Here is a 13,663-nt window from a genome sequence, read left to right on the forward strand (position 1 = left end):
GGAGCCCCTGCCAAACCGTTGCCCGGAGATCAGAAAAATTTTAAAATATTTTTCCCATGAAAAAACGCCATCGCTTTTGAGGCCATGGCGTTGATTTCCGGGCTATAGTTTTGCCTAATAAAAACGGCGGCGCAGCTGTATGCTTAGCCCCAGCGAGTAAGGTTTAATGCCGAAGGGTTCCCGTTTGGTATAGGTGGAGCCTAAAAAGTAATTCAGGTTTGGCATCAGCATCAGTTCATACTTATTGTGCAGCGTTGTGTTGTAGCCGGCTCCAACCATCAGGTTATAGTTGGTTTGCTCCAGCAGGTTGTCTTCCGACGGAAAATCAATGGTCTCTGTCAGGGTGCCGTTGCTGTAGGTACTGGTGCGGCCTTTCACGAGTAGGTTCGCGCCGCCCGCCATGGTCAGGTTAAACCGGCGTTGTGCCTGCTCCCAGAAAAAGTAGGTTACGCCCAGCCGCAGGCCGCCATACATGAATGAGCTTTTCAGTTGTCGCTCGCCGGTAGCATACACAGGTGTTGCCTTGTAAGACCCATCAGCCAGGCGCACCTGTAACAGGGTATCAACTTTGCCATTGGTAAAACTATAGCTTACATCTTCGCGCAGCTGCATCACCGACAGGCCTGCTTCTAAGTAGAGTTGTTTCTTTAGTTGCCGGCCCACCTGTATGCCAAACTCGTAACCCATGCGCTCGGGGTCCAGTTTGCTGTTGGTGCGCAGGCTGGTAATGTAAACATCATCAGAAGTGGCCGGCGTAACTGCTTTAAAACTATAGCGTGGCGCAAATGCCAGGCTAATGTACCACTCCTTCCGTTGTTTCTCATCAAGGGTATCGCGGTCAGTTTCGGTCTGCTTTGGTACAGACGGGTCGTGGGCAAATATGAAAGGCACTCGTGCCGGTGCTGATAAAACAGAGTCGCCGAGTTGGGTTTCCCGCATCGTTAAATAGGAAGCTGTCAGTTCTGCGGATATATTAACTGTAGCAGTGTTGTTCGTATCTTTGTCTATAGTTCTGGCTGGTTCTATGGTTTCCTGATTTTCCTGTGCAGCTATAGTTCGTGGCTTTTTGTGAGGCGCTGCCGTTACTAACACAGGCACTTTTACAGGAGCTGGTCTATAGTTTGGTTTTGGCACATTTGCAGTCTCCGTTGTATTTGTCTGTTCAGTAATGGCAGGTTTATCAGCAGGTTTTTCCGGCTGTTCTATCTCTTTGTTGGTTTTGTTATCAATTTTTGTGGCTGGCTGTGTTACAGTTATTTGTGTCTTACCATCAGCAAATCCTGTATTTTCTTCAACCGTGGCGCCAACTATAGGTGCAGGTTGTACAGCTATAGTTTCCGGTTGCTTAGCCAGTTGAGTTTCTGATTTTTTAGTTTGCAAAATGTACACGCCGGCACCTGTTAATAGCAGAAACAGGCCAGTTAACCAAAGCCACCACAAGGGGCGTTTGGGAGCCGGTGGCCGGATCTCGGCGGCGATCTTTTTCCAACCATCGGCAGGAGGCTCTTCTTCCAGCCCCAGCAGTTTGCGCCGTATTTCTTCCTGTTCTTTATCAGTCAGCATGTTCAGAAATTGAAAGTTGTTGGAGCATTTTTTTCAGGTAAGCTTTGGCCTTGGCCAGCTGCGATTTAGAGGTTCCTTCCGCAATCTGTAGCAGCTCGGCTATTTCGCGGTGGTTGTAGCCTTCTACCACATACAGGTTAAAGATCAGGTTATAGCCCTGTGGCAGCTGGTCAATAATGGCCAGTAACTCCTGCCCCGAAATCGAACTGATGATGTCGTCGGAGGCAGGCACAATTTCTTCCACTACACTATAGTCCAGTTGCTCCTGGTAGCGGTGGTTTTTATGGTAATGGTTAATGGCAGTATTCACAAAAATGCGGCGCATCCAGCCTTCAAAGCTGCCGCCACTATAGCTGTCCAGGTGTTTGAATACCTTCACAAACGCTTCATGAAAAATATCTTCGGCCTCGAACCTGGACCTGGTATAGCGTGAGCAAACCGCCATCATACGCCTGGAGTATAGCTGGTACAGCTTTTCCTGCGCCGATGCCTTGCCCTGCCTGCATCCTGCTATAATCTCCTCTTCAGTTGTCACGGGGCCGGCTTAAATGTGTGCAGAGAAACTATAGGTCGCAGAAACACCAAAAGCCCCGGGTTTGCACCTGCGGCTTTTGCAGCAAAAACAGTGGCGTGGCAGCTAGCCCTACTCCGCTTCATGTTACTCGGTTACGGTTACGGTAACTATAACTTCTTCGTAAGTAGAGCGGTCGCGGCTGGTATACACCCTGTACCGGAAAGAGTCCTGCCCCACATAATCCTTCGGCGGGTAATACACATAAATGGTGTTCTTGTAACTACCGGAATATTCTATTGTCTCGAAGGTACCCAGCCTTGGGCTCTCGATAGAGTTGCCGCCATAGTTCTCGCCAAAGCAGATCGTGTCGTTCAGGAAAATCCTTACCTGGCCCGGCGTGTTTTTCTTTGTGGTCAGCGAGTCCTGGCCCAATACGGTTTTGCATTCGTTCGGGTCGCCTGGCTTCTCCACAATCAGGCGCACTTTTTCGGTCTGGCAATCCTTGCCCACACAAACGGTATAGTACAGGCTGTCGAGGCCTGCAAAGTCGGTGTGCGGTTTGTAGCCCATGGTGCCCGGGCCGTCAAACTCGGGGTGCAGGTCGCCGTGGAGTGGCTCGGTGTAGGTCACATCTACCTGTACTTTCACACTGTCGTTTGCCAGCACATCCAGCCGGTTAATCCAGTCGGAGTTAGCGTTGATGATGTAGATATCGTCCGGGTAGAGCTGAAACTGCTTAAAGGAAGCAGGCAGCACATCGTCGGTGGTTTTATCGCAGCTCCAGAGCAGCAGCAACAGCATGGCCAGCAGGGGTATATGTTTTTTCATACGAATGGATGCTCGGGTTATACCGCTAAGACAGGGCCGTTTATAAAAGGGTTGCCTGCGCTAAAAAAGTATTTTAACAATCTTATCACCCAGCACAGGCAGGCTACTTTCCGTCCTTCAAACTCACCAAAAGAGCACACAAATTAACGTAAAAATACTATAGTCTGCTACAGCCTGCTATCTATAGTTTAGCCCCAGAGCCAGCTATTTGCGTAGAACAACAACTGCAGGTCAGGCCTGCGGCAAACAAATTGATCTTAAACCTAACTGAAAACAAACCATGAGCAGTAATAACAGAAACGTGTCAGAAGATCCGAACTCAAGAAAAGGACAAGGTGTAAGCGGCTTAGGCCAGGGTACTCAAACCAGAGGCGTAGCAGGCGGTGCCGATAACACCCGCGGCGAGAACAAGCCAAGCCGGGAGGGCAGCAGCGGTGGTGCCAAAGCCGGAAAAAACACCCCGAACACCGACAGCCCGCAGGGAGCTAACCAGAACCCTACCACTACCACCCGCGGCGCCGACAGCACCGACAAGGAGTTCCGCAATAACCAGCCAAATGCCAGTACACTGCAAGGCAAGAAAGGCCGCGCCGACGAAGACATCGCACATAAGTAAATCAACAGGCTATTTGACAGACAAGAGACCCGGCCAATGTCGGGTCTTTTCGCATAGAGTGGTTTATAGTTCTTATCTTCGCGGTGTAAACTATAGCTGGTTTATACCTACAGCCAACATAGCAACCATGAAACTGACAGGCAACCTACAGGATATTAAAACCAAACGCGACAGCGCCAACAAGCACATTGAACTGCACATAGACCGTGTAGAGTACATCACGCTGAAAAAAGACGGCAAATATTACCAGCCCTTCGACCTGGTAGTGGAACCTGAAACGCCCGTTGTGATTACCGGCGACTGCCTGGCCCGCATACCAAACAAGCAGCTGGAAGAAGGCGAATACGAATTTGAAGTATATGACAAGGTTGGCGAAGACGAATACGAGCTGAACCCCAATAAAGAACTGGCCCTGACGGTTACGTATGATTTTGATGCCGACCTGAACATCCTGACCGAACTATATTATACCGTTACGGTGGACAACGAGGAATTTAAAGAGCTGAAAGCCGCACAGAACAAAGCAAAAAAAGGAAAAGGCAGAAAATAAAAAAAGGTATGAGTGTTCTGCTCATACCTTCTGAAGGGGCTTATCAGCCGTCCTGGCGCCCCAGGTAAATGGCGTACCCGATGAGGCCTGCAGCAGCAGCAAACAATAAATACTGCTTTTCCTTTACCGACAGACCGTTATAAAAATCCAGCCCCGATTTAGAAGGGTCTTTCATGATATCAGCCAGTCGGGAAGGGTCTTGTATCAGGCTTTTCAGCGATGTATTCTGAAGGTTATTTTCCATGTTTCGTAGCGTTTTAATTCAGTTCCTACTACATACGTCAGGTTCCGCTTATTGGATATAACAAAGTATACGCGGCCAGCTATAGTTTAAATGGCTCCGGCACAACTATTTCAGGCACAGGATTGTTACCATTAGCTGCCTGTATTGCAACTACAGACCGGCAGCTTATTTACCACTAAAAAGAGAGAACAATGGAGAGCCTCCGCTCAAAAAAATATAAGCAGGAATTTGTAAGCACTTTTCCGGGCGACGATAGCGGCAACCTGACACCCCGCCAGACCCCGGGCAAACTATACAGCAAAGCCATCCCAACGCCTGTAGAGAAAGTAAGTCTGCTGGCATGGTCTGATGAACTGGCTGAGGAACTGGGCATACAAAAACCTGCCGACCAGCAGGAACTGGATATACTGGGTGGCAACCTGGTGACTGATACCATGTACCCTTATGCGGCCTGCTATGCCGGCCACCAGTTTGGCAGCTGGGCCGGGCAGTTAGGCGATGGCCGCGCTATAACCTTAGGCGAATGGGAAACCACAGCTGGCAAAACCTATGAGCTGCAACTGAAAGGTGCCGGGCCAACCGCTTACTCGCGCCGTGCCGATGGCCGTGCCGTGCTGCGATCGAGCGTGCGCGAGTACCTGATGAGCGAAGCCATGCATTATTTAGGTGTACCCACTACGCGTGCGCTTAGCCTGGTAGCAACCGGTGAGCCTGTTCTGCGCGATATGTTTTACAATGGTAACGCCGCCTACGAGCCGGGGGCCATTGTGATGCGCGTGGCGCCCAGCTTTTTAAGGTTCGGTAATTTTGAAATGCTGAATGCCCGCAAGGAAACCGAAAACCTGACCAACCTGGTAAACTGGACCATTGACCGTTACTACCCACACCTGCAGGGCGAAGACCGCGTGCTGGATTGGTTTAAGGAGATAGTAGAGCGCACCGCCCGCCTGATGGTGGAGTGGCAGCGCGTCGGGTTTGTGCATGGTGTAATGAACACCGATAACATGTCGGTGCTTGGGCTGACGATAGATTATGGCCCCTACTCGTTTGTAGATGACTACGACCCTGATTTTACACCCAATACTACCGACCTGCCGGGCCGCCGCTATGCCTTTGGTAAACAGCCCGGCATTGCCTACTGGAACTTAGGTTGCCTGGCCGCTGCCCTGCTGCCACTGGTAGCAAAAGATAAACTACTGCCTGCTCTGGAAAGCTATAAGGAACTGTACTGGCAGAAATATTACCAGATGATGGGCAACAAACTGGGACTGGACAAGACCACGAACGAAGACACAACCCTGGTAACACAGTTTGAGGAGACGCTGGCTACTATAAAGCCGGATATGACGATCTTTTTCCAGCTGCTGATCGACCTGCCGCTTTGCATGGAAAATGCAGAAGCGGTAGCCGAACATTTTAAAGACAGCCTGTACAACGACCTGACACCGGAGCAAAGCGAGCAACTTTATAGTTTAATAACAAGTTACCTGCAGCGCCTCAACCGGAACACGATCACACGTGCCGCCTCGCAGGCACTGATGCGCAAAACCAACCCACGGTTTGTGCTGCGCAATTACCTCCTGCACCAGGCCATTGAAGAACTGGAACGCGGCGATAACACTTTGTTCCGGAAACTACAGCAAGCTATAAAAGAACCATACAGCACTAAGTACGACGAGTTCTTCCAGACGCGTCCGGAATGGGCCTCGCAAAAAGCCGGATGCTCCATGCTGTCGTGCAGCTCATAAACTATAGTTGCTTCCAGATGTTACAGCCGCTCCTGTTTTGCAGGAGCGGCTTTTTTATGGTTCAGGCTACACAGCCCGGGGCAACTTTAGTTAAAGTTTTGTTAAAGTACCTGCAGCGGTGCAACCTCTCTCCCAACTTTTACTCTTTCTTCAGCAGGCAACTATAAACCGGGCGGCATTGTCCATTTTCAGACGAATTGCTGTCCGTTTTCATACACAATACACCTGTTACAGATAAGAACAAAACTATAAAATAAATTACAAAACACTGTAATACAACAACTTATAAAACTGGCACAAGAGTTGAAAAGGCGGATTTCTAAAAACTATAGATGAGCTGTCTTTTAAATCTATCCCAGACAAATAAAACTATAACCAAACACATCTGAAACTATGAAGAAATTATTACTCCCGCTCCTGCTGCTGGTATTTACCAACCTGAGCGCACAGCAGGCAAGCATTAAGGGCAAAGTGCTCGACGGCGCTAAAAATCCGGTAGGGTATGCCAACGTGCTGCTATTACATGCTGCAGATTCATCGCTGGTAAAAGGCGCACTCTCCGAAGAATCGGGGTCCTTTATGTTTGATGGCATTGCCGCCGGAAAATACCGGGTAGTGGCCAGCATGGTGGGCTATGCCCGCATCATGACGCCCGTACTGAACATTACCGAAACCTCCGGCACAGTGCAACTGGATAACCTTGTGCTGCAGCAGAACAGCACCGCCCTGAGCGAAGTGGTTGTGGAAGGCCAGCGCCCGCTGATAGAGCAGCACCTGGACAAAACCGTACTGAACGTGGAGAACAGCATTGCAGCGGCCGGCAACACGGCCCTGGAAGTGCTGGAAAAAGCGCCCGGCGTAACTATAGACCAGAACGACAACATTGCTATGCGCGGCCGCAGCGGTGTAATTGTAATGATAGATGGCAAGCAGGTGCCGATGACAGGCGCCGAACTGGCCAACGTGTTGCGTGGTTTATCAGCCAACTCAGTAGAAAAGATCGAACTGATCACCAACCCGTCTTCCAAGTACGATGCGGCAGGTAATTCAGGCATCATCGATATAAAACTGAAACGCGACAAAAGCCTGGGCACCAACGGAAGTGTTAGCTCTTCGTTTGGATATGGCGAGAAGTTTAAGACCAACCAAGGCCTGCAGCTGAACCACCGCGCAAAAAAACTGAACGTATTTGGCAGCTATAACTACGTGTACCGCGATGATTTTACGCGCCTGGATATTTACCGCAACTTCCTGGACAACGACAAAAACATAACCGGCACCTACGACCAGCGCAACCGCTTCGACTTCCAGTTCAGCACCCACAACATACGCGCCGGCGCCGATTACTTTATCTCTCCTAAAACTATAGTTGGCCTGGTTGCCAGCGGCTATTACACAGGCATTGACCGTACAAACCTTAACCACGGCGACGGCCTTGACCGCCAGGGGAACATCGACTCAACCTTTATAACTACTGCCGATGCCGGCCACGACCGGCAGAACCAGGGCATTAACCTGAACCTGAAACACACCATTGACACAACAGGCCGTGAGATAAGCGCCGACATTGACTACATTGTGTACCAGAACGTTGATTTCCAGGACTTCGATACCAGAACTTATACCCCGGAAGGTACCCTGAAGCGCAGCCCTGATCTGCTGTACGGCACCCTGGATGGTAAACTGACCATACAATCGGCCAAAGCAGATTATGCCCAGCCACTCAACAGTATAAATGGTCGTCTGGAAGCAGGTTTAAAAAGCAGCCTGGTACGCGCCGACAATAACCTGGAATTTTATGACCGCAGCAATGGTGGCAACGTGTTCGATACGGATAAGAGCAACCACTTTTTGTATGACGAAAACATAAATGCCGCTTACCTGAACGCTTCCGGCAAATGGGATAAAGTGAGCCTGCAACTGGGCCTGCGCGTAGAGAATACCATTGCCGAAGGCGAGCAACTGGCCGAAGTGGTAGATGAAGTTGAGCGCAACCTGGACCGCAACTATACGCAGCTTTTCCCGAGTGCATTTTTGGGCTATAATGTCAGCAAGAAGCATGACCTGGGCGTTTCGCTGAGCCGCCGCATCAACAGGCCGTCGTATAACCAGCTGAATCCGTTCAAGAACTACCTGGACCCAAGCACATACTCGTCTGGCAACCCGTACCTTGACCCCGAAACATCCTACAACTTTGAGCTGACCCATACCTTTGACCAGCGTATTGTTACCAAGCTCAGCTACAGCTACACCACCGATGCCATTGTGCAGGTACTGCAGCCTGTTGAGGAAACGAACGCAGAGGATCCGGAGAAGAGCAGCAAGATCGTGAAGCAATCGTTCGAGAACCTGCCCCGCTTTGACTACTATGCCCTTTCGGTGACGCTTCCTTTTTCGGTGGGCAACTGGTTTAACAGCGTAAACAATGGTACCGTTTTCTATAGTTTGTACCGCGGCAACTTAGCCAACACCGAGCTGCGCAACGGGCAACCAAGCTTCAGCATCAACTCCAACAACAACTTTACCATGGGCAAAGGCTGGTCTGCTGAGCTGGTTGGGGTGTACCGAACAGCGGAAGCTTATGCCTTTATGGACATAGAACCGATCTGGTTTGCCTCGGCGGGTGTTCAGAAGCAGTTCTGGGATAAAAAAGCCAGCCTGAAACTGAACGTAAGCGACATCTTTTACACCAACAAAACTATAGGGCACACCTTTACCGAGTCCTACACCGAAACCTTTCATCAAAGCCGCGACTCGCGGGTAGCCACTCTGAGCTTCAGTTACCGGTTCGGTAAATCGCAGGTAGCTCCGTCGCGTCGCAGAACCGGTGGCGCCGAAGATGAAAAGAACCGCGCCGGCAGTTAATATGTATAGTTTGTTTTAGTTTGTAATACAAAAGAGCCGCCCCTACTCAGGAGCGGCTTCTTTGTTTTAGAATTTATATGCAAACTATAGCACGGGTGTACTCGTCCAGTAATATGTCCGGGATCTGCACCCCGTATCCAACTATAGTTGGTTTCTGGCACAGTTGAATCTGAGATTCGATCTTATAGTTCGTCACGGAAATAATTTCCCGCGCCAGCAATAAGGGGTTGACATTGCCTGAACTATAGTTTACAGAACCAGTTGCCGGAAAAGTTTGTGCAGAGTTTCGTTGGCGTCAGTGCACAGGCCGGGGTGTACCGGCGATGTTTGTACAATGGTGCTGCGTGCTGCTGTAAGCCACCTAAAGCGCTCGGCTATGCCCAGCTCCCCTATTCTGCCACCCTCTCTGCGGCCACAGCAGATCCGCTCAAATGCCTGTAGCCGGTCCTGTAGTTCCTGCATGTCCAGGTGCGGAGCGAAGGCCAGTAGCCGGCTTTCGTTTAAGGTGTACAGTGTGTGCAGAAAACCCTGGTCGCGGCAATACAGGATAACGCCTACATTCAGGAACTCTTCCCGCTCTACCCGGGGCACTACCCGGATAACAGCATACTCAAATAAGTGCTTTCCTTGCATGTTGGGCCTCCGTGGTAAATATTTCTGAATTTGCGATGCGGGTATTCAAAAACTGTACATACGCCTGCCTGTGCTCCGCTGCACTCTCAAACGGCGATTCTACCTGGTCCAGCCACTCATCGGGTACCAGGTCAACTATAGCCTGCACCACAGCCGGGGTAAGTAGCGCTTTAAAGGCAGCATTGGTAGCTTCCAGTTCTCCGGCCTGCGGCAGCAGTACATGGTCTTTTATCTGGGCGAAGGGGCGTTTAGCCTGCTCTTCCCAGTTCTGCCAGGCATGATGGAAAAACAATGAAGCGCCGTGGTCGATCAGCCATAGTTCTTTGTGCCACATCAGCATATTGGTGTTGCGCGGAGTGCGGTCTACGTTGGTGATCAGACTATCGAGCCATACAATTTTAGAAGCCAGTTCGGGCTCTATTGTGGTGACCAGCGCATCGAATGTAATGGCCCCGGACAGGTAATGCAGCCCCAGGTTCAGGCCTTCGCTGGCGCGCAGCAGGTCCTGTATTTCTTCGTCGGGCTCGGTGCGGCCAAAAGCTTCGTCCAGCCCAACAAAAACAATTTCGGGTACCCGGAAACCAAGCCGGCGGGCAATCTCCCCGGAGATCAGTTCGGCGATCAGCGCTTTTATGCCCTGCCCTGCTCCCCGGAATTTAAGGACGTACATAAACTCGTCGTCGGCCTCCACGATGGCTGGCAGTGAGCCCCCTTCGCGCAGCGGCGTAACGTAGCGGGTTACCTGCACTTTCCGTATCTGTGATTCTTTGTTCATCATGGCTTTTACGCACTTCCCTCTTCAAACAGAAACTATAGGTACGTGCCGTGCGTGTGTTTGCCCGAAGTTAAAGCGATTTTCTGAAAATAAACTATAGTTGCGCTTCCAGGGCCGGCAACTTGCATGCGCATTTAGCAGTTTCAGGAGGTAATCAGTTGAATAATGTATGCCACACATCGCCATTATCTCCGCCAGCGTGCGCACCGGCCGCACCTCGCACCGCGTTGCGTTGTTCTTTCAGCAATTTATAAAAAACAACAACCTGGGCACCGCCGAAATGCTGGACCTGCAACAGTACAATTTCCCGGTTTTTGAAGAGCGCCTGCAATACCAGGAGAACCCCGCTGCGCAAACCCTTGATTTTGCAGAAAAGATACGGAGAGCGGATGGGGTGCTTATAGTTACGCCGGAATACAACGGCGGCTACCCTGCCAGCCTGAAAAATGTGATTGACCTGCTCTACGAGGAATGGCATCGCAAACCTGTCGCGATTGCTACTGTTTCGGATGGGGTGTTTGGTGGCACACAGGTCATCATGTCGCTTCAGTTTTCGCTCTGGAAAATACGGGCGTGGGTAGTACCTGCCAGGTTTCCGGTGCCAGAAGCACAAACTAATTACGACGAGCACGGCACCCCGACAGACAGAGCCACCACCGAGAAAAGGGCCAGGCACTTTATAGAAGAACTGCTGTGGTGTATCGAAGCCAGAAGCCGTATGGAGGCAAAGCCACAACTATAGCTTTTAAACTATAGCCAACTTAAACTATAGTTAGAGTGGATGTTTTGCAGCGTATCAAGGGGCGGTCTGGTGGCAGACTATAAATCATTTACTGCCTTAATATCGTACAAACTATAAAGCACGTACAGGTATACCCTGCGGATGCTGTATGTTTAAAGTATAAAATAAACTATGAAAGCAATGAAAAAGATAATAGCTGCAGGTCTGTTCATGATTGGCTCCGTCGGAATGATGGCCTGCGAAAGAAGCAACCATAACGATACCAGCCTGGAAGCCGAGGACAACAAAGTAGTAGTAGACCGCGACTCGGTACCGACTGAATATGAAGTAACGGAAACAGTTGTGGAATACGACACCACTACCCACACCAAGACCGTGGATGCTGATGCCGATAAAGACCACGACAAAGACAGAGATAAAGACAGACATTAAGTAGCACCAGCTACCTGAAGCAAAAAGCGCTGCCTATAGTTTAGGCAGCGCTTTTTGTTTAGAGTGGCAACTATAGTTACCTGGTTACGGTTCGCTCTATTTCACGCAGGTTCTCCATCTTTTTGTTGCGCAGGAAACCGTTGATATCCTCGAAGTGTTCGCGGATGCGCTTGTTGCCAAACTCAAACACCTTGGTAGCCAGGCCATCCAGAAAATCTCGGTCATGCGATACCAGTATCAGCGTTCCATCAAACGCTTTCAGGGCGTCTTTCAGGATATCTTTGGTATTAATATCGAGGTGGTTGGTTGGTTCGTCCAGTATGAGCAGGTTAACCGGTTGCAGCAACAGCTTTATCATTGCCAATCGCGTCTTCTCCCCTCCCGATAGTACTTTTACTTTCTTCTCGATCGTATCGCCACTGAACATGAAAGCGCCCAGCAGGTCTTTTACACGCGTGCGCGCATCACCCACAGCAATCTCATCTATCGTCTGGAAAACGGTCAGGCTCTCATCCAGCAACGATGCTTGGTTCTGGGCAAAATACCCGATCATGCAGTTATGGCCCAGTTGCAGGTTTCCTTCAAAATCGATCTCCCCCATAATGGCTTTCACCAGCGTGGATTTACCTTCGCCGTTTTTGCCTACAAAAGCAATCTTCTCGCCCCGGTTAATCGTCAGAGATGCATCTTTAAAAACCGTATAGTCACCATATTTTTTGGTCAGGCCTTCAGCAATTACCGGGTAATTACCGGAGCGCGGCGCCGGCGGGAATTTCAGGTTCAGTGCCGAAGTATCTACTTCATCCACTTCCACCAGTTCCATCTTCTCCAGCATCTTCACCCTGGACTGTACCTGCAGCGTTTTAGAGTAAGTGCCTTTAAAGCGCTCGATAAAGGCCGTAATTTCCGCAATCTCTTTCTGTTGGTCGTCGTACTGTTTCTGCTGCTGCTCGCGTCGTTCTTTGCGTAACTGTAAATACTGGCTATAGTTTACCTTGTAGTCGTAGATACGGCCCATGGTAACTTCTATAGTTCGGTTGGTAATGTTGTCTACAAAGGTCTTGTCGTGCGAGATCACGATCACCGCCTTCGCGTTGTTCACCAGGAAATCCTCCAGCCACTGTATCGATTCAATATCCAGGTGGTTGGTCGGCTCATCCAGCAGGATCAGGTCCGGTTTCTGCAGCAGTATCTTTGCCAGCTCAATACGCATTCGCCAGCCCCCACTAAACTCATTGGTCGACCGGTTAAAATCTTCACGGCTAAAGCCAAGGCCTTTAAGTGTTTTCTCAACTTCGGCGTCGTAGTTAATCTCTTCAATCGAGTAGTACTTCTCCCCCAGTTCCGACACCTGCTCAATCAGCTTATAGTAGTCATCCGAGTCGTAATCGGTACGGGTTTCCAGCTGACGGTTCAACTCATCCATCTGCGCCTTCATCTCCAGCACTTTCCCAAACGCTTTGGAAGCTTCCTCAAAAACGGTGCAGTTGTCTTCTGTAAGCAAATGCTGTGGCAGGTAGGCAATCACCGCATCCTTCGGCGCCGAGATCTTACCACGAGTAGGTTTCCCCACCCCTGCAATAATTTTAAGCAGTGTCGATTTACCGGCACCGTTCTTCCCCATCAGGGCAATCCGGTCGTTTTCGTTGATGTTAAAAGAAACGTTACTGAACAGCGTAGAGCCATTAAACTCCACTGCCACCGCGTCAACTGAAATCATACATTAATAGTTAAGGCTGCAAAGATAGGGGTAATCTTCTGATTTATGCGCTACAAACTATAGCTGGTTTGCTATCCCCGTGGAGTAAGGAAAATGTAAAGGAAAAGGTTTCATCTGTTTGACTTGGGAATAAGAGATTTTCAGAATGGATGTATGATTATCGTTCTATAGTTCTTCTTTGTCATCCAGAGTAAATGTAAGAGGCCTTTCTTTTGTCATGTCGAACATAGTGAGAAATCTATCTCAGCTTACATCTGGATCTCACGAGCTATCTTTCTATAGTTGGTTTTGCCTACTGCTGGAAAAAAGCCGTCTATTCTATAGCTTCTTCCAATCCTGGGAGCTCTAAGAGCCTATCATGCTATAGTTAGCTTGGCTCCCTCCCGGGCCGGGAGGCCCCGTTTTCGGGCATCGCGCGGTGTACATTTCCTTT

14 protein-coding genes are annotated in these 13,663 nt (G+C 49.9%); 6 read left to right on the plus strand and 8 right to left on the minus strand.

Annotated elements, in window-relative coordinates; all coding sequences use genetic code 11:
• Positions 1–114 precede the first annotated feature (114 nt).
• From H7F15_RS16760 to H7F15_RS16770, 3 genes are all read right to left on the minus strand, one after another.
• Positions 115–1,563 (minus strand): hypothetical protein, encoded by a 1,449-nt coding sequence (locus H7F15_RS16760; protein ID WP_185198146.1) that lies wholly within the window; start codon positions 1,561–1,563, stop codon positions 115–117.
• The gene (locus H7F15_RS16765; protein WP_185198147.1) at positions 1,553–2,098 is read right to left on the minus strand and encodes a sigma-70 family RNA polymerase sigma factor; all 546 of its coding nucleotides are present in this window, start codon (positions 2,096–2,098) and stop codon (positions 1,553–1,555) included. The genes H7F15_RS16760 and H7F15_RS16765 overlap by 11 nt, the downstream gene beginning before the upstream one ends.
• A 123-nt stretch (positions 2,099–2,221) precedes the next feature.
• The gene (locus H7F15_RS16770) at positions 2,222–2,905 is read right to left on the minus strand and encodes a hypothetical protein (protein ID WP_185198148.1); all 684 of its coding nucleotides are present in this window, start codon (positions 2,903–2,905) and stop codon (positions 2,222–2,224) included.
• Positions 2,906–3,185: 280 nt separating this feature from the next.
• On the opposite strand from H7F15_RS16770, the gene H7F15_RS16775 reads away from it, so the two are divergent.
• Both H7F15_RS16775 and H7F15_RS16780 read left to right on the plus strand, forming a co-directional pair.
• Entirely contained in the window at positions 3,186–3,521 is a 336-nt protein-coding gene (locus tag H7F15_RS16775; RefSeq protein ID WP_185198149.1) for a hypothetical protein, read from the plus strand.
• Between the two features lie 127 nt (positions 3,522–3,648).
• Complete coding sequence (locus tag H7F15_RS16780) at positions 3,649–4,071, plus strand: hypothetical protein (protein ID WP_185198150.1); 423 nt, start codon at positions 3,649–3,651, stop codon at positions 4,069–4,071.
• A gap of 43 nt (positions 4,072–4,114) precedes the next feature.
• On the opposite strand, the gene H7F15_RS16785 is transcribed toward H7F15_RS16780, so the two are convergent.
• Positions 4,115–4,315 carry a hypothetical protein gene (locus H7F15_RS16785; protein WP_185198151.1) on the minus strand — a complete coding sequence of 67 codons (201 nt, stop codon included), beginning with the start codon at positions 4,313–4,315 and terminating at the stop codon, positions 4,115–4,117.
• Between the two features lie 191 nt (positions 4,316–4,506).
• On the opposite strand from H7F15_RS16785, the gene H7F15_RS16790 reads away from it, so the two are divergent.
• The gene (locus H7F15_RS16790; protein ID WP_185198152.1) at positions 4,507–6,063 is read left to right on the plus strand and encodes a YdiU family protein; all 1,557 of its coding nucleotides are present in this window, start codon (positions 4,507–4,509) and stop codon (positions 6,061–6,063) included.
• A gap of 393 nt (positions 6,064–6,456) precedes the next feature.
• Positions 6,457–8,928, plus strand: coding sequence for a TonB-dependent receptor domain-containing protein (locus H7F15_RS16795; RefSeq protein WP_185198153.1), 2,472 nt, complete (start codon positions 6,457–6,459; stop codon positions 8,926–8,928).
• 73 nt (positions 8,929–9,001) lie between these two features.
• On the opposite strand, the gene H7F15_RS19570 is transcribed toward H7F15_RS16795, so the two are convergent.
• From H7F15_RS19570 to H7F15_RS16805, 3 genes are read right to left on the minus strand one after another with little or no spacing between them, the layout of a single operon-like run.
• Complete coding sequence (locus tag H7F15_RS19570; protein ID WP_255481294.1) at positions 9,002–9,124, minus strand: hypothetical protein; 123 nt, start codon at positions 9,122–9,124, stop codon at positions 9,002–9,004.
• Positions 9,125–9,177: 53 nt separating this feature from the next.
• Positions 9,178–9,561, minus strand: a complete 384-nt coding sequence (locus tag H7F15_RS16800) for a DUF3037 domain-containing protein (protein ID WP_185198154.1) — start codon at positions 9,559–9,561, stop codon at positions 9,178–9,180.
• The gene (locus H7F15_RS16805; protein ID WP_185198155.1) at positions 9,539–10,339 is read right to left on the minus strand and encodes a HipA family kinase; all 801 of its coding nucleotides are present in this window, start codon (positions 10,337–10,339) and stop codon (positions 9,539–9,541) included. The genes H7F15_RS16800 and H7F15_RS16805 overlap by 23 nt, the downstream gene beginning before the upstream one ends.
• A gap of 166 nt (positions 10,340–10,505) precedes the next feature.
• Between H7F15_RS16805 and H7F15_RS16810 the strand changes: the two genes are divergently transcribed.
• A complete protein-coding gene (locus H7F15_RS16810) occupies positions 10,506–11,078 on the plus strand; it encodes an NADPH-dependent FMN reductase (protein WP_185198156.1) in 573 nt (190 codons plus the stop codon).
• Positions 11,079–11,258: 180 nt separating this feature from the next.
• The gene (locus tag H7F15_RS16815; RefSeq protein WP_255481295.1) at positions 11,259–11,510 is read left to right on the plus strand and encodes a hypothetical protein; all 252 of its coding nucleotides are present in this window, start codon (positions 11,259–11,261) and stop codon (positions 11,508–11,510) included.
• A 76-nt stretch (positions 11,511–11,586) separates the two neighbouring features.
• Here the strand turns inward: H7F15_RS16815 and H7F15_RS16820 are convergent, their stop codons facing one another.
• Positions 11,587–13,230, minus strand: coding sequence for an ABC-F family ATP-binding cassette domain-containing protein (locus H7F15_RS16820; protein ID WP_185198158.1), 1,644 nt, complete (start codon positions 13,228–13,230; stop codon positions 11,587–11,589).
• Positions 13,231–13,663 lie beyond the last annotated feature (433 nt).

Origin of the sequence: Pontibacter sp. Tf4, assembly GCF_014212495.1 — a bacterium.
Taxonomy (GTDB): domain Bacteria; phylum Bacteroidota; class Bacteroidia; order Cytophagales; family Hymenobacteraceae; genus Pontibacter.